Source organism: Leuconostoc fallax KCTC 3537, from assembly GCF_000165675.1.
Lineage (GTDB): Bacteria > Bacillota > Bacilli > Lactobacillales > Lactobacillaceae > Leuconostoc_B > Leuconostoc_B fallax.
The window spans coordinates 1-20,030 of sequence record NZ_AEIZ01000021.1 but is presented as its reverse complement, the minus strand read 5'-3'; the positions used below and the strand labels follow the sequence as shown (position 1 = coordinate 20,030).

At 38.5% G+C, this 20,030-nt stretch carries 19 protein-coding genes, 1 tRNA gene and 2 pseudogenes; 18 read left to right on the top strand and 4 right to left on the bottom strand.

Features of this window, described 5'->3' with window-relative positions; translation table 11 throughout:
• Nucleotides 1-257 precede the first annotated feature (257 nt).
• Both LEUFL_RS0106460 and LEUFL_RS0106455 read left to right on the top strand, forming a co-directional pair.
• Nucleotides 258-1,442, top strand: coding sequence for an MFS transporter (locus tag LEUFL_RS0106460; protein ID WP_010008298.1), 1,185 nt, complete (start codon nucleotides 258-260; stop codon nucleotides 1,440-1,442).
• Between the two features lie 301 nt (nucleotides 1,443-1,743).
• Nucleotides 1,744-2,040: a DUF308 domain-containing protein gene (locus tag LEUFL_RS0106455; protein WP_010008297.1), complete on the top strand. Its 297-nt coding sequence runs from the start codon at nucleotides 1,744-1,746 to the stop codon at nucleotides 2,038-2,040.
• Between the two features lie 51 nt (nucleotides 2,041-2,091).
• Here LEUFL_RS0106455 and LEUFL_RS0106450 read toward each other — a convergent pair whose 3' ends face one another.
• Nucleotides 2,092-2,439, bottom strand: a complete 348-nt coding sequence (locus LEUFL_RS0106450; RefSeq protein WP_010008296.1) for a hypothetical protein — start codon at nucleotides 2,437-2,439, stop codon at nucleotides 2,092-2,094.
• Between the two features lie 204 nt (nucleotides 2,440-2,643).
• Between LEUFL_RS0106450 and LEUFL_RS0106445 the strand changes: the two genes are divergently transcribed.
• The 5 genes from LEUFL_RS0106445 (at nucleotide 2,644) to LEUFL_RS0106415 (ending at nucleotide 6,335) form a co-directional block, all read left to right on the top strand.
• Nucleotides 2,644-2,895 carry a CsbD family protein gene (locus tag LEUFL_RS0106445; RefSeq protein ID WP_010008294.1) on the top strand — a complete coding sequence of 84 codons (252 nt, stop codon included), beginning with the start codon at nucleotides 2,644-2,646 and terminating at the stop codon, nucleotides 2,893-2,895.
• Between the two features lie 887 nt (nucleotides 2,896-3,782).
• On the top strand, nucleotides 3,783-4,115 hold the full coding sequence (locus tag LEUFL_RS0106435) for a phage holin, LLH family (RefSeq protein WP_081458732.1): 333 nt from the start codon (nucleotides 3,783-3,785) through the stop codon (nucleotides 4,113-4,115).
• Nucleotides 4,112-5,029 carry a peptidoglycan amidohydrolase family protein gene (locus tag LEUFL_RS13425; protein ID WP_010008287.1) on the top strand — a complete coding sequence of 306 codons (918 nt, stop codon included), beginning with the start codon at nucleotides 4,112-4,114 and terminating at the stop codon, nucleotides 5,027-5,029. The genes LEUFL_RS0106435 and LEUFL_RS13425 overlap by 4 nt, the downstream gene beginning before the upstream one ends.
• Before the next feature lie 707 nt (nucleotides 5,030-5,736).
• Entirely contained in the window at nucleotides 5,737-5,847 is a 111-nt protein-coding gene (locus LEUFL_RS13600; protein ID WP_010008285.1) for an AbrB/MazE/SpoVT family DNA-binding domain-containing protein, read from the top strand.
• 149 nt (nucleotides 5,848-5,996) lie between these two features.
• On the top strand, nucleotides 5,997-6,335 hold the full coding sequence (locus LEUFL_RS0106415; RefSeq protein WP_010008284.1) for a type II toxin-antitoxin system PemK/MazF family toxin: 339 nt from the start codon (nucleotides 5,997-5,999) through the stop codon (nucleotides 6,333-6,335).
• A gap of 320 nt (nucleotides 6,336-6,655) precedes the next feature.
• On the opposite strand, the gene LEUFL_RS0106410 is transcribed toward LEUFL_RS0106415, so the two are convergent.
• Together LEUFL_RS0106410 and LEUFL_RS0106405 are read right to left on the bottom strand one after the other, a co-directional pair.
• Nucleotides 6,656-6,727 (bottom strand) — tRNA-Glu (locus LEUFL_RS0106410).
• Nucleotides 6,728-6,755: 28 nt separating this feature from the next.
• Nucleotides 6,756-7,760: a sugar transferase gene (locus LEUFL_RS0106405; protein ID WP_029508689.1), complete on the bottom strand. Its 1,005-nt coding sequence runs from the start codon at nucleotides 7,758-7,760 to the stop codon at nucleotides 6,756-6,758.
• Nucleotides 7,761-7,935: 175 nt separating this feature from the next.
• Between LEUFL_RS0106405 and LEUFL_RS0106400 the strand changes: the two genes are divergently transcribed.
• The 8 genes from LEUFL_RS0106400 to LEUFL_RS0106365 all read left to right on the top strand — a co-directional run bounded on the left by LEUFL_RS0106400 (nucleotide 7,936) and on the right by LEUFL_RS0106365 (nucleotide 15,644).
• The gene (locus LEUFL_RS0106400) at nucleotides 7,936-8,994 is read left to right on the top strand and encodes a BMP family lipoprotein (RefSeq protein WP_010008281.1); all 1,059 of its coding nucleotides are present in this window, start codon (nucleotides 7,936-7,938) and stop codon (nucleotides 8,992-8,994) included.
• A 47-nt stretch (nucleotides 8,995-9,041) separates the two neighbouring features.
• A complete protein-coding gene (locus LEUFL_RS0106395; RefSeq protein ID WP_010008279.1) occupies nucleotides 9,042-10,028 on the top strand; it encodes a GMP reductase in 987 nt (328 codons plus the stop codon).
• A gap of 151 nt (nucleotides 10,029-10,179) precedes the next feature.
• The gene (gene rny, locus LEUFL_RS0106390; RefSeq protein WP_010008277.1) at nucleotides 10,180-11,742 is read left to right on the top strand and encodes a ribonuclease Y; all 1,563 of its coding nucleotides are present in this window, start codon (nucleotides 10,180-10,182) and stop codon (nucleotides 11,740-11,742) included.
• Between the two features lie 104 nt (nucleotides 11,743-11,846).
• On the top strand, nucleotides 11,847-12,635 hold the full coding sequence (map, locus tag LEUFL_RS0106385) for a type I methionyl aminopeptidase (RefSeq protein WP_010008276.1): 789 nt from the start codon (nucleotides 11,847-11,849) through the stop codon (nucleotides 12,633-12,635).
• A gap of 72 nt (nucleotides 12,636-12,707) precedes the next feature.
• Nucleotides 12,708-13,409 (top strand): 2,3,4,5-tetrahydropyridine-2,6-dicarboxylate N-acetyltransferase, encoded by a 702-nt coding sequence (gene dapD / locus LEUFL_RS0106380; RefSeq protein WP_010008275.1) that lies wholly within the window; start codon nucleotides 12,708-12,710, stop codon nucleotides 13,407-13,409.
• 13 nt (nucleotides 13,410-13,422) lie between these two features.
• Nucleotides 13,423-14,586, top strand: a complete 1,164-nt coding sequence (locus LEUFL_RS0106375; protein WP_010008274.1) for an N-acetyldiaminopimelate deacetylase — start codon at nucleotides 13,423-13,425, stop codon at nucleotides 14,584-14,586.
• A gap of 73 nt (nucleotides 14,587-14,659) precedes the next feature.
• Nucleotides 14,660-15,073 (top strand): DUF948 domain-containing protein, encoded by a 414-nt coding sequence (locus LEUFL_RS0106370; RefSeq protein WP_010008273.1) that lies wholly within the window; start codon nucleotides 14,660-14,662, stop codon nucleotides 15,071-15,073.
• Between the two features lie 25 nt (nucleotides 15,074-15,098).
• On the top strand, nucleotides 15,099-15,644 hold the full coding sequence (locus LEUFL_RS0106365; RefSeq protein ID WP_010008272.1) for a hypothetical protein: 546 nt from the start codon (nucleotides 15,099-15,101) through the stop codon (nucleotides 15,642-15,644).
• A gap of 34 nt (nucleotides 15,645-15,678) precedes the next feature.
• On the opposite strand, the pseudogene rnhC reads toward LEUFL_RS0106365, so the two are convergent.
• A pseudogene (gene rnhC, locus LEUFL_RS11860) lies at nucleotides 15,679-16,610 on the bottom strand (ribonuclease HIII).
• An 88-nt stretch (nucleotides 16,611-16,698) separates the two neighbouring features.
• Between rnhC and LEUFL_RS0106355 the strand changes: the two are divergent.
• The 3 genes and pseudogenes from LEUFL_RS0106355 to LEUFL_RS11855 all read left to right on the top strand — a co-directional run.
• Nucleotides 16,699-17,091 carry a cell division protein ZapA gene (locus tag LEUFL_RS0106355; protein WP_010008269.1) on the top strand — a complete coding sequence of 131 codons (393 nt, stop codon included), beginning with the start codon at nucleotides 16,699-16,701 and terminating at the stop codon, nucleotides 17,089-17,091.
• Nucleotides 17,088-17,609, top strand: coding sequence for a CvpA family protein (locus tag LEUFL_RS0106350; protein ID WP_010008267.1), 522 nt, complete (start codon nucleotides 17,088-17,090; stop codon nucleotides 17,607-17,609). The genes LEUFL_RS0106355 and LEUFL_RS0106350 overlap by 4 nt, the downstream gene beginning before the upstream one ends.
• Nucleotides 17,610-17,615: 6 nt before the next feature.
• Nucleotides 17,616-20,030, top strand: a pseudogene (locus LEUFL_RS11855) (endonuclease MutS2); the annotation flags it as partial.

Here is a 20,030-nt window from a genome sequence, read left to right as displayed (position 1 = left end):
CAGTTAATTCAAATTATTATTATGGTTTTTTCTTTAGGTAGTGTCCGTTTCAACTTTAGATGCGGACACAATAGTTCGCATCTAAAGCTGAAGCCATTATTTAAGGTGTTCAACTAGATGCACAATAGTAATCTAGTTGAAACCATATATTCTGATATTGAACCAGCTTCCTCGGGCTGTTGACAAAGAATGATTGTGACGACTAGATGTTATTAACATTTAGTCGTTTTTTGTTTGTTGTATGAGGGAGATAAGAGATGAATCAAGTAACAGTAAGTAACAAGCTTCGATTAAGCATAGTGCTTTACCTGAATTATTTAGTACACGGTATTGGCTTACTTATTTTGACACAAAACATGCTACATCTGAGCAAAAGTTGGGATCAACCATTAGCGACGGTATCTTATGTTATTTCAGGTATCGGTATTGGCCGTATTATCGCTTATTATTTATTAGGTTCTTTATCTGATCGGTACGGTCGTAAGCCGATTCTAGCTTTTGGCATGATTACTTATGCTATTTTTTTAACAGCTATGCCATTTGTTAATGATTTTAAAATGGCCTACGGCCTAACAATACTAGCTGGTATTGCTAATTCGGCATTGGATTCTGCGACATATCCGACCTTTTTAGAATTAAATCACGGGAAAGGTGCTGCAACTGTTTTAATTAAGTCCATGATGTCGCTTGGTGAGTTTATCTTGCCTTTGATGGTTGGATTCTTAGAGTTATCTAAACTATGGTACGGTTGGAGCTTTATTGTTGGCGCAATGATTTTAGCGATAAATTTTATGATGTTATTACCTCTGAAATTTCCAAAGCAAATGGTTAAAATGACGGTTCAAGATAATCAAAAATCGTCAAAATTAAAGGCTGCACAAATTGCATTGATGACATTATTGTCTGTTTATGGCTTTACAGCAATGGCATTGATGATACATTTTACGCAATGGATTTCATTATTTGCGGTTAACGTCTTGAATATGTCGCACTTAGCTGCACATTTTGTTTTATCTTTATATAGCGTTGGATCCATTATTGGTGTGTTAGTGATGTTTATGGTGATGCAAAAAGAATGGGTACCCGACCGTTACCTTATTATTATTCTCAATGCACTTGCTTTGCTATCATTAGGTATTATTTGTTTCGTGCCACAACATCAGGTTGTGAATATTGCAGCTTTTGTTTTTGGTGCTACAGCGGCTAGTGGTGTGATGCAAATTGGTTTGAACATTTTCTTACGATTATTCCCAAATATGAAGGGCCGAATTACAGCAATATTCTTTTCATTTGGTAGTGTAGCATCCTTTACGGTGCCCATTATGACGGGAATGCTATCGCAGATGAGCATTGCCATAACATTACGGAGTAATTTGGTAGTAGCTGCTATCAACTTATTACTATGTGTTGGTGTGAGTCTGTTGCTCAAGAAAAAGGTTTGAGTGAACAATCGTATAGGGAAATTGCACGAATATTGACAACATGTTATAACGGACGTAGTTAAACAGAAAGAAAGTGTGATGGACATGACAAAGAAATTCGATCCTTTTTCGTTAATTACTGGTATTTTGTCGTTAATATTGGCCTTTGTGATTTTGGATAACCCGATAAATGCTTTTTCAACATTTATAACGATTGTTGGTGTTTTCTCCGTTATTGAAGGTATTCTAAAAATGGACAGGTATTCGTTTTGCACATTGGCTTGTCCCAGTTAATACACGATGGGGAACGATTAGTGCGATTTTGGATATTATCCTTGGGCTAGTTATTATTTATGTCCCACAATTTGGGGCTGCCTATATTTGGATTTCCCTAGCTATGTGGTTTATATTTGATTCTATTTTTGAATTGTGGGTTGGGCGCTTTGTGAGAAGTTCTGAAAAGGGTTATTACGGTTTTCATACTGTACTAGCTGTTATCGGTTTGATTGTGGGCATCATTCTATTATTTAGTCCTGCATTTGCCATGTCATTAAGTGTCGCGATTGTTGCGATGTATTTAACCTTATTCGGAATTGTCCAAGTCGTTCGTTCATTTTAAAATCAACTAAAAAGTAGCAACGTGATTAACCACGTTGCTACTTTTTATTGATTAGTATGTCGAGTTGTGTGACATCGTACTGAATATCAGAATGAGAGACAAAATGTAAACGGCGATGAAAATAATTGAAATAATAAACTGAACGAAGCCAGCACGATTCCAAGTTGCCTGGACTGCCTTGAATGTTTCGACATCTTTATAATCGCCTTTTTCCCAAGCCCACTCATTACCTTTAAAGCCACAAACAAAGACCCAAACAATATTGAATATTGGAATTAAACAAAGTAATGGTAAATATGTTTTATTACCAATACCCCAGAAAATATTGTACATGAATGCACCCCAACTCCAACCTTTAATTTCGGCAGGGGTTACTTGATTAGTTTCATCTAACTCCATCAGTTTTTCTCCTTTATTTTTAATATGTTGCGCGCAATTTAGTGATTAAAAATATATCGCGTAACTAAGCGGTTATCTCTAAACGAGATACTGTTTAACTTACTTATTATTATACATTAGTCGCGTTCAGCATAGTAAATATGTGCATATGAAGGAACGTTTTGTTAAACTAGCGGTACAAATTATAAAATAGGAGGCGTTACAATGTCATTTGAAGAAAAGATGGATAATGCCAAGAATCGTGTTGCAGGTAAAGCCAAAGAAATTGGCGGTAAGGTTACTGGCAATAAAGAACGTGAGGCAGAAGGTAAGGCGCAAAGTATGATGGCCAAAGTAAAAGATAATGCCATTCATGCTAAGGAAAATATTGAAGAGACAGCAGATAATGTAAAAGATTCTGCTAAGGGCTTTGTTAAGGGCGCCCGCGAAGATAGTCAGAAAGAAATTGATAAATAATGGATAAAAAAGCAACATCTCAAAATTAAGATGTTGCTTTTTTATTTTGTTTTATGTTTTTGCTTGTCTATCATGGTGTATATGACACCTAATAGAATAAACATCATTGGAAACATGAATAAAATAACACCATGCGTAGTTAATAGCGCATTGATGAACAGTGCAATACCCGTCATAATCAGGACTATACCACGATAAGGTAAGATAAATTGATAAAATTTTGACTTTTTATATTGTGGTGTATTCGTAATAATTATCACTGAAATTAAAGTAAAAAGAGAAAATTAGTGGTGGACATCATTATATTTTCCTATATTTGGTGTTTAGATTTGTTTTCAGAAATTTTCCTGAAAACATAAATATAGTTTATGCAAAATCAGGCAATCTGTAAAGTAACTATCGCATGGATTTAACCAAACAAAAAGCGATAAACCAATACTAATTGATTCATCGCAAGTATAGCCCTTAGGGAACAGGACATAACGAATTTAATGTGTATCATGGCCAAATCTACTACAGCTGACTTAAGTGGTGATACTAATGACACAGTTAGTAGCATTACAGGAACAAGTAAAGTTACTTCAAGAACAGATTAAGGCATTCAATGAATTAGGTAATGAGGAGGGATAGTAAATGGAACATATCCTTATCCTAAATAGTTGAAATTGGAAGTGTTTGTGGTGTATTTTATGCCCTCTTCCAATTTTTATTTAAAGCTTCTTTTTCAGATGCTATTGAACCATTGAAGAATGCCGTTAATGGATTGTCCAATAACGTAGCCTCACAGACCAAAATGCTTAATCAAAGTCTTGATAAAATCGAGGCACTTCAAAAGGAAGTTAATGATCATAACACACGTTTAAAAGTGTTGGAATATCGAGAGGAGCATGATGAACACAACAATTAATATCATCCTATGGCTAGCATCACTAGGGGCATTTAGTACTCTTACATCTATTGCCTGGAAGTATGGACGCTCACATGTTAAGAATGTTTCCTTGCAAAATGCAGGCGATATTTTCTTGCAAGGAGTTCAATATGCTGAACAGGTAGCAGGAAGCAAGTCAGGAGCTGAACAGAAGCAAGTAGCGACAGATTTTATTAACAAGGCTTTATCTGCCCTTCATATTGAAAAATTATTTACTGCAGAACAAGTATCTTCAAAAATAGAACTTGCATTACTGGAACTCAAGAAGTTAGACAGTGAGGTGACTAAATGACGAAAACAATTAAATATTTATTCTTGATGGTAGCCTCTGTGGTTGCCATTTTTACTTTTGGGGTAACACATGCAAGTGCAGCAACGCAACACAATGGCACAGTTGACCAACAACGTGTACTGCAGTGGTTTGACTCACGCAAGGGTAATTTAACCTATAGCATGTATGGCTCACGTAACGGTGCTGATGGTACTGCTGACTGTTCTGGTAGTATGACACAGGCTATTTATGAAGCTGGTGGCACACCTTACAATGCTCTATACAGCACTGAAACCATTCACGACTATCTACTGGCTAACAACTATCAATTAGTTGCTGAAAATGCTGGCTGGAATGCTAAGAAGGGCGATATTGTTGTATGGGGTCAGCAGGGTCAATCCGCAGGTGCCTTTGGTCATATTGGTGTTATCTCAAAGAGTGATCCTAATGCTATCTTTATTAGTACTTGCTACTATACAGGTGGTCAAGTAGGAACAGCTGTTCAAGACTTAGACTATAACTACTTTGCTAGTCTAGATGGTTACCCTTATAACTACGTATATCGTTATGTAGGGCCTAAGACACCAACTAAGCCAACACAAGCAGTGCAAAAGGCTAAGACCGTTCACTTTAACCGTACGTTTGAAGTTTCATACTACGATTACTGGAATGGTAAGTGGGACGCTATTAATGAGGGCTTGAGTATTCCTGTAACAGATTACAACAACTACATTCCACTATCAGCTATTACAATGACTGATAAGCATGGTAAGAAGTTGTCTAATCAATATGCACAGATTGGTAGCCCACAGCGTGAATACTTCCGCATGAACGGTCACTACAAGGTATTGCATCATTATGGTTCAATTATGGTTATTGAATTAGCTGGTGAGCCGGTGTCTATTCAATCAAAGTATGCTGTAGCAGACAAGTGATAATTGCGGTTAACTATCACTTCTGTCCTAATTGGTTTGGTGCACACTATTAGTTAACCGTAAATTAAAAGACCTTATCCTTTAACCGGGGTAGGGTCTTTTTTGTGCTCTAGATTAGGCACGAGTTTGCTATACAAAGTTATTGTCAAAATTCACTGCTACTGTTAACTTGATGTTATACTGATTGTATGCCAATAAGTTAGGGTGGTGACCAGACAAGATACTGGAGGTTTCCTATGGAAAATCTAACAGAGGTTTGGTCAGTTGATGATATTATTATCAGCTTTGATAACGGTTGTGGTAGGTATACTTACTCACGCTGGTCAAAGGCTCTTGGACAAGTACGCATTTGATACGTATAAAGCCAAGCACCTAAAAAAGTGATAATAAAAAGCCACTCTAACTTTTGCGGGTTGTAGTGGCTGATTATTATTAGGCTATTGCACCGTCACCATCATAATGGTTTGGCTTCAGGATGCGTATTGATAGTACGTGTCCTTTTTCTATGTCTTCATTTTAGCACATTAAGGCCTTTGAGAACCACATTTTGCTCCTTTTTAACCCTTTTTGCTCCTTTTGTTGGCTTTATAGTCCAATTCAAGTTGATATATACGGAATTGTCAATACATGAATATTGTTGTGTGTAGTATCTGATATATGGTGAAATGTGTGTATACATAAGTAGATACATAGAAAGGGGCAATCTTATGCAAGCAGCACCTGTAGCAAGTACAAAATTAGCATCTTGGGGCAATTCGAAGGCGACTAGAATACCTAAAGAAGTGCTAGGTAAAGCTAATGTTTTAGATAACCAATAGTTTGACATTATTGTTGATGGGGAGAGTATTATTCTGACTCCTGTTAACAGCCAACCTAAGACTTTATCAGAGCTTTTGGCCAACTATAAAGATGATGGTGTCAGAACTGGTGAACTTGATTGGGGAGAGAGCCAAGGTAAAGAATTATAATGGTAATATTAAAACAAGGCGATATTGCCTTGGTAGACTTAAACCCAACTAAAGGACATGAGCAACAGAGCCGTAGGCCTGTTGTAATACTCAGTAGTATACAAGTATCAGACATATCAGGGTTATTTATTGTAGCCCCTATTAGTACTACTAACAGAGACTTTCCCCTGTATTACCCTCTAGAGACACCTAGTGAAACCACTGGTAAAGTATTGCTAGACCAGACTAGAGCTTTAGATATAGTAAACAGAGGTTATAGAATAGTAGATAGGGTCTCACAAAGTGAACTTATGAGTATTATTAATACCTATAAGTTGTTCTTTGATATAGGTGCGTGAGTATACGCTATTAAGCTAGTTAAAGAGATAAAAAATAGCCAAATAAAAACCCCTTAACTTTGGCCTGTTCTAGGGGTCTAAGAATATCTGTACAATTATCCAACTGCCATCGCTAACACGGGTTTGAAATTCTAAAAGGTCATGTGTCTCTAGCGCATGGCTTTTTCTATGTCTTCATTTTAGCATAAAGTTTGTTTAGCATATACAAAATAAACAACACATAAAATTGAATAAACTAAAAACACGCTTTAAACGTTAATATATTGGGATTTAACCAAACAAAAAGCGATAAACCAATACTAATTGATTCATCGCAAGTATAGCCCCAGAGGGAGTCGAACCCTCGATTCCGCGCTGAGAACGCGACGTCTTAACCACTTGACCATGGGGCCACAACAAGAATAAATTATACAGACTAATTTATAGTTCGTCAATAGAAAAAGCAGCATTTATTTTTTGAAGTGTACTTTTCGTATAGTCACCATTTTGAAGCCGTAATTGAAAGGGGCTCAGGTGCTTTTGAAAGCCGTAATAGTCATCTTTAGAGATAGTAGCCACTTGATCTAATTGTGATAGATTATCAATCGTTATACCCAAATGATGTTTTTGGATAATTTGGCCAATAGCGCTTTGAGACCAAGCAATTAAGGGTAGACCAGCACGTAAATACAGGCTTGCCTTATGTGGTGCATTATATCGCGTATAAGTTTGATAAGTTTTACCCTCAAAGTCACTGTCCCAGAGTAAACCAAAGCCAGATTGAAAGGCGGCTACAATAGCGATGGGGTCGAGATTGCCTTGGAAATGAACATGTTCTGGCCAGTCGATATGTTGCCATTTACGCGGTTTAGCACCAAATAAGGTAATGGGCAATTGACCATTATAAGTCTGGAGCCACGGTGATTTTTGAAAAGTGCCAGCAAAATTAATTTGATGACTGTAGTTAGCAATTGACGGCGTAGGTGCTAAGTAATCGAAGAAAGCATGAATGATCATATCACTCATAACGCCATTGTGAGCTAAAATATCAGCCATAGCTTGTGAGTGCACAACAACTAAATCATAAGCGTTCAATAAATCAAACTCCCAGGGCTGTTGCTTTGTTAAACGTAACGGCTCAATATCATGAATTAAAATGACGCTGTGAACACGACGCTGGTTCAAAGTAGCAATGAATTGTTGTTCAAATGCGGCACTCATATAAGTGGGGAATTGGTGCACAACAGTATCATTCTCCCGCAGAGCATCACACCACAAGTTGATATTATTTTGTCGCTGACTAATAGTGTCACGGCTATCATTGTAACGTGCCAAGGGGAGTACTTGCCAATGCTGAGTTAAAGCAATATCAATAATATCTTGTTTAGCTTTTAGAGCGCCGAGTGGCATCCAAGGTTCGATTGTATGGGTTACGTAATTTGTCATAGGTCTATTATATAAAACACGAACGTTTTGTGCGCGTTGTTCGTGTTTTGGATAAATAATAGCGAATTGGATGTATTTTTTAATTTTAAACACGTATTTTTAACTAAAATAAAATGAAAATTAATATTAAATAACGGATAATAAATGTGTGAATAAATTATTTTTGGAGGAACACATGAAACGTTCAGGGAAAATTGGTATTGGTTTAGGGATTGTGGTCGTTGTTGGTGCTGGTATTTATGCAGCGACAGCAGGACAGTCAAATAGTAAGGCATCAGCACATACTGTCGCTTTAGTAACAGACGGCGGTGGTGTTGATGACCACTCATTTAACCAATCTGCCTGGGAAGGTTTAAAGGCTTATGGTAAGTCTGCCGATCTAAAGCAAGGTAAGAATGGCTATAATTATTTCCAAAGTAACACTGCTTCTGATATCAAGACTAATTTCCAAACAGCGGTTAAAGGTGGTTATAAATTAATTTACGGTGTTGGTTTTGCAGCTTCACCAGCTTTAAAAGAAGTAGCTAAGAATAACCCCAAAACTAATTTTGCTATTATTGATGATGTTGTGAAACAAAAGAATGTCGCTTCACTAACTTTCCATTCAGAACAATCTTCATATTTAGCAGGTGTCGCAGCTGCTAAAACAACCAAGAGTAATACAGTTGGCTTCGTGGGTGGTATTCATGGAGATGTGATTGACACATTTGATGCTGGATTTGCTGCGGGCGCTAAGTCTGTTAATCCTGATATCAAAATTTTGAATCAATACACGAATTCATTTACAGATGCTGCGCAGGGGAAGACGATTGCTGCAACAATGATTTCTAAGGGTGCAGATGTCATTTTCCAAGCTGCTGGTGGTGCTGGAAATGGCGTATTTGCTGAAGCAAAAGCAGATAATCAGAAGTTGGATAGCAGTTCTGATAAAAAAGTTTGGGTGATTGGTGTTGATCGTGATCAATACACAGATGGTCAATATAAAGATAAAAATGGTAAATCAGCTAATTTCACACTTGTTTCAGCAGTTAAGCGTGTTGATTCAGCTGTCGAAGATATCGCCAAAAAGTCAGCTGATAATAAATTCCCAGGTAATAAGGTTATCACTTATGGCCTTAAAGAAAAGGGTGTTGGTTTAGTTAAGAACTCTGCTTCTAACGAAACTTGGGAAGCTGTTCAAAAAGCACAACAAAAAATTGAAGACGGTAAAATTACAGTACCTGTCCATCCCTAAATAACGTTATAAAGCACATGATTTAATATGGAAAGCGTAAATAGCCTATGAATGATACCCCAGTATTTGATTATGAAGACATTCAATTAGTACCCAATAAGGGAATTTTATCTTCACGTTCACAAGCTGATACAACTGTTAAACTTGGCACACGTACGTTTAAAATACCAGTGGTACCAGCTAATATGCAGACGGTTATTGATGAATCATTAGCACAACATTTAGCAAGTCATGGCTATTTCTATATCATGCATCGCTTTGAACCTGAAAAAAGATTGCCTTTTATTCAAAAAATGCATAATCAGCATCTTTTTGCATCTATTTCTATTGGTATTAAGCCAGAAGAGTACGAATTTGTACAGCAACTACATACTCAAGGTATTATGCCGGAATATACAACGATTGATGTGGCGCATGGGCATTCAGATGCAGTTATTGAGATGATCCAGTATGTCAAAGAAAAGCTACCAGAGACATTTGTGATTGCAGGTAATGTGGCAACACCTGAGGCAGTTCGTGATCTTGAAAATGCTGGTGCCGATGCAACGAAAGTAGGTGTCGGCCCCGGGAAAGTATGTATTACGAAGCTTAAGACGGGCTTTGGGACTGGCGGCTGGCAATTAGCAGCGCTGAGATTATGCGGTAAAGCAGCTAGTAAGCCAATTATTGCTGATGGCGGCATCCGCTATAATGGCGATATTGCGAAGTCGATTCGTTTTGGTGCAACGTTATGCATGATTGGTTCTCTATTTGCGGGGCATGATGAAACACCAGGAGAAATAACGGATCAGGATGGTCAACAATATAAAGTATACTTTGGCTCAGCGTCACAATTTCAAAAGAACGCTTATACACATGTTGAGGGTAAAAAATTATTAGTCCCTTATCGTGGTAGTATCGATCATACACTAAAAGAAATGCGAGAAGATTTACAATCTGCTATTTCATATGCGGGTGGTCGTCAATTATCTGATTTGAAACGTGTTGACTATGTTGTAGTGAAGAATTCGATTTTGAATGGTGACACTTACTAAAATAAAAGGAAGCACGGAATGACCGATTATTTTCGTGCTTTTTATATGCTCAATCCCTGATATAATGGGAGAACTTTTGTTTGACCCACTACACAAATGTCGCTATACTAATAAATGTGAAAACTATTTCACAACACTGAAAGGAAACAATATGTCGATAGGATTATTTGTTATTTCAGTGCTCTTCGCAATAGCAATTGGTATTGGATTTGGGTATTTTCTTCGTGTCTCAGCAGACAAACGACAAATTACAGCAACCAAGCAAATTGCTACTAACATTCTTGATAAAGCAAAAGAAGAAGCTAAAAGTTTGAAGCGTGCTGCAGATGTTGATGCTAAAGATATGGCATTAGCCTATCGTAATGAAGTTGATGAGGCTTACAAAGACCGTCAAAAGCAACTACAGCAGCAAGAACAACGGCTTGAAGACCGTATTTTAAACCTCGAAAAGAAAGATGCGGCCTTAAATCAACGTGATGCATCGTTGATTCAAAAAGAAAATCAAGTGCAACAGCGTTTAGATACTGCTGCTAATAAGCAAAATGCAGCAGAAGCCTTGTTGACAACACAACAAGACAAATTGCATGAGATTGCACAATTAAGTGTCAATCAAGCAAAAGAACAAATTTTAAGCGAAACGAAAGAAAGTTTGGTGAGACAGCGTGCTGTGCTAGTAAAAGAAGCACAAGACGATGCAACAAGTGAAGCTGAAAAGCGTGCGCGTGATATTATCGTACAGGCTATTCAACGTTCATCTGCTGATACAGTAGCAGATGTGACAGTATCTGTTGTAAACCTACCAAATGAAGAAATGAAGGGTCGAATTATTGGTCGTGAAGGTCGAAATATTCGCTCATTAGAATCATTAACTGGTATTGATTTAATTATTGATGATACACCAGAATCTGTTGTTTTAAGTGGCTTTGATCCTGTACGTAGAGAAATTGCAAAACGGGCATTAGAGGCATTGATTAATGATGGCCGGATCAATCCATCTCGTATTGAAGAAATGGTCGAGAAAGCCCAACGACAGATGGATGAGATTATTCGTGAGAAAGGTGAGCAAGCAGTCTTTGATTTGGGATTGCGTGGCTTACACCCTGATTTTATTAAAATGATTGGACGTATGAATTATCGAACATCATACGGTCAAAATGTCCTGCAACATTCTATCGAGGTCGCAAAACTTGCGGGAATGATGGCAGCAGAGCTTAAAATGGATGTCGCGCTTGCGAAGCGCGCTGGATTAGTACATGATATTGGAAAAGCAGTTGATGGAGAAGTGGAAGCTTCTCACGTTGAGCTTGGCGTTCGTTTAGCTGAAAAGTTTAATGAAAAGCCACAAGTTATTAACGCCATTGCTGCTCACCATGGTGACGTTGAATCAACATCACCGATTACAGAATTAGTAACAGCAGCAGATGCGTTAAGTGCTGCTAGACCAGGAGCTCGTAGTGAGTCTCTTGAAAATTATGTGCAACGTCTGAAGGATTTGGAAACGATTGCACATAAGTATCAAGGTGTATCAACTGCCTATGCTATTCAAGCTGGACGTGAGATACGTGTGATTGTTGAACCAACACAAATTTCAGATATTCAAGCGACTGTTTTGGCACATGATATCAAGTCAGAAGTCGAAGAGCGTTTGGAATATCCTGGACATGTCAAGGTGACTGTTGTAAGAGAGACACGATCTGTTGATTATGCACGTTAAAATAAAGGAGCTGGGCTAAGCCTAGTTCTTTTATTTTATCAAATATTGGTTTCGAAATTAAAAAATGTATAATAGACGATGAGTAATAATGAAAGAAGAAGAGTATGATTACATTAAAATCACCAAGAGAAATTGAATTAATGCGCCAATCTGGTGCGGTTATTGCCGGTATGCATCATATGTTACGTGATTTAATTAAGCCCGGTTTGGATACTTGGGAAATTGAAGAGCAGTCGCGTGCTTATATCGAAGGCCATGGTGCAGTCCCACTACAAATTGGTTTTGAAGGCTTTAAATATGCAACAACTGTTAGTGTGAACAATGAAGTGGCACACGGTTTTCCACGTAAAGGTTTGAAATTGAAGGATGGCGATTTAGTTAAAGTTGACACGGTTGTTGGCCTTAATGGTGCGGTTTCAGATTCTGCATGGACCTATGCAGTTGGCAACATCAGTCCTGAATTGGAACAATTAATGGCAGTGACTAAGAAGTCATTATATTTAGGTATTGATCAAGCAATTATTGGTAATCGTATTGGTGATATTGGTCATGCTATTGATCAGTACGTTACCGATGAACATCATTACGGTAATGTTCGTCAATACATTGGGCATGGTGTCGGGCCAACGATGCATGAAGAGCCGCAAGTGCCACATTACGGTGAAGCAGAGCATGGCTTACGTTTAAAAGAAGGTATGACGATTACCATTGAGCCAATGGTAAACATTGGTGGTTGGGAAGTTGATACCGACCAGACGCCAGAAGATGGTTGGACAGTTAGAACCGCAGATGGTTCAGTATCGGCACAATATGAACATACAATAGCGATTACTAAGGACGGTCCAAAAATTTTAACGAGTCAAGATGCTGATTTTGATGCAAAATACCTATAACTATGAGGTGCCTATAATTTATAGGTGCTTTTTGTTATAATATAATAAACGAATTATAGGAGAATGATTAAAATGTCAGAACTAGATGCACAGCAAATTATTAATTATATTAGTACAGCCAAGAAAGTAACACCAGTCAAGGTAACTTATAAGGGGACATTATCAGCCAGTGTACCGGCGGATGTGCAGCAATTTGCTAATGATAATTTTGGCATTTTGTATGGTGATTGGGCATTAATCGCCCCATTATTATCAGACTTAGAGACGGACCAGTATGTTGTTGAAAATGATGCACGTAATTCTGCGGTACCATTATTGGATAAGAAGACGATTAATGCACGAATTGAACCAGGTGCATTTATTCGAGATCAAGTCACAATTGGTGATAATGCTGTTATTATGATGGGCGCTGTGATTAATATTGGCGCGGTTATCGGTGCGGGGACGATGATTGACATGGGTGCTATTTTAGGTGGACGTGCTACTGTTGGTAAAAATGCTCACATTGGTGCCGGTGCTGTTTTGGCAGGGGTCATTGAGCCAGCTTCCGCAACACCAGTTATTGTAGAAGATGATGTTTTAGTTGGTGCCAATGCGGTAATTATTGAAGGTGTGCATGTTGGTAAGGGTTCAGTCGTTGCGGCTGGTGCCATTGTGACCAAGGATGTTCCGGCAAATACATTAGTGGCAGGTGTACCTGCCAAAATCATTAAGACCATTGACGATCAGACGGCAAGCAAAACAGCATTGTTGGCTGAATTACGTCATTTATAAAAGGTGATCATTCATGTCTGATGCTACTGATTTAACAAATGAAGCATTAATTGCTATTCGTCGCCACCTTCATGCTCATCCGGAACTCAGTTTGAAAGAATTTGAAACAAAGGCTTACCTAAAAGGGGTGATTCAGGCTTTTGATCAAACGCATATATCATATCGTGAGGTTGAAAGCGTACCAACAGCATTATTGGTACGTATTGCCGGATCGGCGCCTCAAAGAACAATTGGTTATCGAACAGATATTGATGCATTACCTGTTACTGAGGCAACAGATTTGAGTTTTCAATCTCAAAATTCAGGCATTATGCATGCCTGTGGTCATGATATGCATATGACGGTTGCTTTAGGGATTTTAAACCATTTTGCTAATCATCAACCAAAGGACAATTTAGTCTTTTTGTTCCAACCAGCTGAAGAGAACTTTTCTGGTGGTGAGCGTGTTTATAAAAGTGGTGCATTAAGCGATGAATTTCTACCTGAAGAAATTTATGGTTTGCATGATAATCCAGAATTAGCTAGTGGTGTCATTGCAACACGTTTAGGAACACTTTTTGCTGGTACCACTGAAATTCATGTCACATTTACGGGTGAGGGCGGACATGCTGCTTTTCCACATCGCGCTAATGATGCAATTATCGCCGCAAGTGCTTTTGTGATGCAAGTACAAACAATTGTGTCGCGCCGTGTCGACCCTATTAAGGGTGGGGTGGTAACGCTAGGGACTTTTACTGCGGGTACGATTGGTAATGTCATTGCCGAAACAGCCCATATAGATGGAACGATTCGTGGGTTGCAACAAGATACTATTGAACTGATTCAAGGGCAAGTTAGACAAATCGCAAAAGGTATTGGTGTGACTTACGGTGTGACGGTTGATTTAGAATTACGACAAGATGGTTATTTACCAGTTGAAAATAATCCGGATTTAACACAACAATTTATCACCTATATGACGCAAAATGAGAATGTTGATTTTCAGATTGTTGGTCCAGCCATGACGGGTGAGGATTTTGGTTACCTCTTGAGCAAAATACCAGGCACGATGTTTTGGCTCGGCGTTGAATCACCATATGCACTCCATTCTTCTCATTTGGCGCCTAAAGAAACGGCATTGGAAAAAGGTGTCCAAGCAATGACTGGCTTCTTAGAATGGCGTATGCAGCAAGACTAGACGATTTCTATATCAATTTTTGGTATCCTTCGTTACTTCGGGTATAATAAATAGTAGAAACGGAGGCTTGATTATGACACCAGGAGAAATTGCACTACTTATTTTTGCTATTGCATTCCTCGCTTTAGTATTGTTTATTGGGATGTTCTTAATGCGGGCAACGCAATCTTTAAAAGTCATTACTTCAGATGTTGATGTGATTGTACATTCATCGAATGAGATTTTAGCTAATGCGAATACATTGTTGAATGATGTGAATGGAAAAGTAAAAACAATTGATCCAACATTTCAGGCAATGGCTGATTTATCCGTAACCGTATCTCAACTTAATGCGTCGGTTCAAAATGTTACAAATCGCTTTTCAAGTAGTAAAATGGCAGCCTCTGCTGGTGCCAGTGGTATGGCTGCAGCAGCTGCGCAAACCGTTGCCAAATCAGCTGTAAAGCGATTTAAGAAGCGTAACAAAAAGAACCGAGATCAAGCCTAGTTTGGTGAAATAGGAGGACGTAACAATGTCAAAAGCAACAGGTTTACTAGCAGGTATTTTAGCAGGAGCTGCCGCTGTGGTGGCCTTTAAATCTTTACCAAAAGAAAAGCAAGATGAACTGAAATCAAAGGCACAACAAGCCGGTGAAACGCTACGAGAAAAGGCATATGACGCCGCTTATGTTGCTGCAGATATGGCAAGTGATGTCACAGAAAAAGCGAAAGCGACAACGTCAGATTTGAAAGATAAGGCACAAGATAAGTACGGTGACCAAATTGATAATGTAACAGATAAAGTAAAGGACGTTACTGATCAAGCAACACCGTATGTTGAAAAAGCCAAAGATATGGCAACACCATACGTTGACAAAGCTCAGGATGTCATCGTTGATTTACGTAATAAATTTGTGAATGAAGATATTGAACTAACACAAGACGATGTTGAACTTGAGTCAGCGCTTAAAGACTTAAAGGAAGACGCCCAGTCAGCTAAAGATGATGTTGTTGATGAAGTGAGTGAGGCTGCTGATAAGGTAGCTAAGCCAACAACAGATGATGCTGAGAGTAAATAACTCATCAAAAAAGATGCTATTGATTAGCATCTTTTTATTTAACTAATTTTTGTGCTTTTTGTGTATTAGCGAAATGTAATTTGGCATATTGACGTAAATCAACTTGTTGTCTTAGTAATTCAGCAGCAACCAAATCGACCGCTTTTCCAGCACCAATAGGTAAGGTAATGCCAACTTCTGCACTGAGCTTTTTCATGGTCTGTAGTTCAACATAACGCGCTAAGATAGATGCAGCAGCGACACTAAGATGGTACTGTTCTGCTTTTGTTGTGAAATAAACATTTTCTCGAACAATCGGTTGCTGGTTAGCGTTGGTTAAGTGTTTATAATAGGTTTGAGGCAGTGCGAACTGATCAATCAAAATAGCTTGAGGTTTTTGGGGCGCAATTTTTTCTAATACTTTATGTAAGGCAAAATTGTGGGAGATGGCTTTCATCTGGTTCACATTATTTTGTGGTTGAATGGCATTGTATTTTTCCGGTAATAAATTGACTACGTGATGTGGTAAATGGGCAATGATTTTCGGGGCCATTTTTATCATGTCATGATCAGTGAGTGTTTTTGAATCTGCAACACCTAATTGACGTACCCAATCTAGGTTATCTTGACTAATATAGACGGCAGCGGTGGTTAATGGGCCAAAATAAGCGCCGGCACCAACTTCATCAGAGCCTAACACACTCCAATCTTTCAAACCTTGTGGCAGCAGTGGTTTAGTGGTTGCAGCAGACGATGAGCGATGCTTTTTAGGTCGTTGGGGTTGGAATAGTTTTGACCATTTTGCACTTTCACGTGCATGCCCTTTACCTTGAAAAAGTACTTTACCCGATCGATAGGCTGTAATAGATACGTCGGGTAATTTAGCTGCAAATAAGGCATAGGCAGGTGGCGGGTTTTTAATGGCAGTAGTATATGCTTTTTTAGTTGATTGAGTTGATGAGGTGTGGCTTGAATAACAGTTTGCATAGAGTTAATTATATCAGTTTTTGGTTTATGATAAACTATACTTAAGTGCGTTATAATACTCCTTGAATATTTTAGAAAGAATACCATTATGGCACAACAAGAAAAGCGTCAATATCGAGCAACTTTAGGCGGTAAACAATATACAATTTCTGGGGCAGCTTCACTGGCTCATTTTAGAGCAACTGAGAAGTTGGTTAATCAGCAATTTGAACAAATTAAAGTCATTTCACCACAACTCAATCGTTTTGATCAAAGTATGTTACTTACTTTTAATGCACTTTCTGATGAATTGTATAAACAAAATGAATTAGAAAAGTTACAAGATAAAGTATCTGAACTACAAGAAGAAATCAAAAATTTAAAGGCTAACAAGCATGTACCTAAAAGTTCTTTAAACAGTATTATTTCTCAAGCAAAAACGGATAGTCGTGCGAAGACTTCTAATAATTTATTCCATACTAAAAAGGATGAGCGCGGATGATTTTATTAATAGGAACACTCATATTTGTATTACTATGGTTTGTTTATGGTTGGCGTAAGGGTTTGGTTAATGCGACTCTACGTCTCATTTTTTTCATTGGCACGTGGTATATCGCGATTAAATTTTCTAAACCATTAAGTGGTGCAATCGCCAATATTGTGAATGGCGATTTTGTTAGAACAACCATTCCCCAAGCTGTTGCGGGTGATGGTTCGAATTTTTTGGCATCGGGTATTGTCTTTGTTTTAATATTAGCAATTGGTGGTACTGTATCAACTATGATTTTACGGCAATTTAAAATTATTCGTCGTATTCCATTATTGGGTAGCTTAGATGCAATTTTAGGTGCCGTCGTGTGTGGTTTGATTGGTATAACGATTGCTTTCTTTATCCTTCAACTATTATCTGTCATCCCTAATTCATGGTTACAAGATCAATTCATGAATACACCGGAATTAGATTATATTTTGGATAAATTACCATTCTTTGCACAGCAAATTTATAATTGGTGGTTATAAAATAAAATGAATGAAAAAGTTTTAAAAACATTAGAATATGACAAGATAACACAACAGTTACTTGATTTTTTACAAACGCCATTAGGGCGACAAGAAGCGGAACAATTAGCACCTAGTATTGATATCGTGCAGATTAACCAGTGGCTACAGGAGACGGCAGATGCTGTTTTGATTGACCGCTTAAAAGGCGGCATTCCGCTTGCTAAGTTAGCAGATATTAAGCCACATCTTAAACGACTCGACATCCATGCCAGTTTAAGTGCATTGGAATTGGCTGAGGTCGGCGCCGTTTTGCGGAATACGCGTGCCATCGCGAATTTTTTGAGCAGATGGCGGATGAAAAAATTGGGACGTCCTTGCAAGTGTTGCCTGAGCAGGCTGAAAGTTTAGCCACTTTAGTTGATATCACGCAACGCATTGACATGTCGATTGATAGCACCGGACGTATTAATGATGAAGCCTCATACGATTTGGGTGCGATTCGGCGTAAGATAGTTGGTAACGAAAATGCTGTCAAAAATAAAATGCAGGAATATACACGTGGTAAGCAAGCACAGTATTTGAGTGATCCTATTGTAACGATTCGTTCAGAACGTTATGTGTTGCCGGTTAAGGCTGAATATCGGCATCAATTTGGTGGTGTCGTTCATGATCAAAGCCAAACCGGGTTAACATTATATATCGAACCACAAGCCGCTGTTCATTTGAATAATCGCTTGAGTGAATTACGTGTTCAGGAACAAGCAGAAGAGCAACGCGTTTTGCAAAGCTTATCTACTGATTTAGAGCCTTATGTTGCAGAAATTCAACATAATACACAGATACTTGGTCATTTTGATTTTGTTAATGCGAAAGCAAGATTAGCAAGTCGGATGGACGCCATGCAACCGGTAGTAAATGAAAATAATCATATTGATTTGCAACAGGCGTGGCACCCGTTACTTGATCGACACATTGCAGTAGCTAATGATATTGCGATGGGGCAAGATTACAAGACAATCATTATTACCGGTCCTAACACTGGTGGTAAAACGATTACCATCAAGACACTTGGGTTATTGCAACTGATGGCGCAATCCGGTTTATTCATCACGACTAAGCGACCAAGTACAGTCGGCTTATTTCATGAAATATTTGCGGATATTGGGGATGAGCAGAGTATTGAACAGAACTTATCCACATTCAGTTCGCATATGGCCAATATTATTTCCATGTTAGACGATATTGATGCGCATTCACTTGTTATTTTTGATGAATTAGGTGCAGGAACTGACCCGGCAGAAGGTGCCGCATTGGCTATTGCGATTCTTGATAAAGTGGCGAGTTTAGGAGCATACACCATTGCAACGACCCACTATCCTGAATTAAAGCTATATGGTTATGATCGTCCGGATACAGTTAATGCTTCTATGGTGTTTGATGTTGAAACATTAAAACCAACGTACCAGTTCTTGATTGGTGTCCCAGGACAATCTAATGCGCTCGCTATCGCTAAGCGATTAGGTCTGGGTGAAGATGTAATTGGGGCCGCCACTTCCTTAACTAAAGAATCAGATCAAGATTTGAATAATATGATTATGGACTTGGTGAAGCAACGTGATGAGGTGAAAAGCAAAAATCTGGCTTTAACTACCGAATTAGAAGCCACTGCACAAGAAAAAGAAGCTTTAGTTGCACAACAAGAGAAGCTTGCAAAAGAGCAATCACAAATTATTTTGACTGCTAAAAATGAAGCCAATCATATTGTAAGTGCAACTAAGAAGCAAGCAGAGCAGCTGATTAGTGAAATTCGTCAAGAACGCTTGAGGGCTGGTTCTGGTACTGGCGGACTGAAGGAACAAGAGCTTCAATCACGTAAGGGAAAGTTAGAAGGCCTTCGACAAAATGTGAGCTTGGAGAAAAATAAGATTCTCCAGAAGGCTAAGAAAGCAAAAGCTTTGGCAACTGGTGATGAAATCACCGTTAAGTCATATGGTCAACAAGGCACTTTAATCAAACGACATTCCAATGGCCAATGGGAAGTTGAAATGGGCATTTTAAAAATGCTGGTTGATGAAGAGGATATTGTTAAGACTGAGGCAACAGTTCGTGCACAAGATAAAAAGGCTAAAGTTAAGCAGCAAAAAATTGTACGAACAACGTCTAAGCAAGGGATATCGTCACGTGCGAGCGCAACTTCAAAGTTGGATTTGCGCGGTATTCGTTATGAAGCGGCACTGCAAGAATTGGACCGCTTTTTTGGATACGGCTGTCTTAGCCAATATTGGGACGGTTGAAATTATTCATGGTAAAGGTACTGGTGCATTGAGGAAAGGTGTCACAGAATTTTTACGCTCTGATCGACGAGTAAAAGGTTATCATTTTGCTAATGCGAATGCTGGTGGTGACGGTGCAACAATTGCAGAAATCAAAATAAAAAAA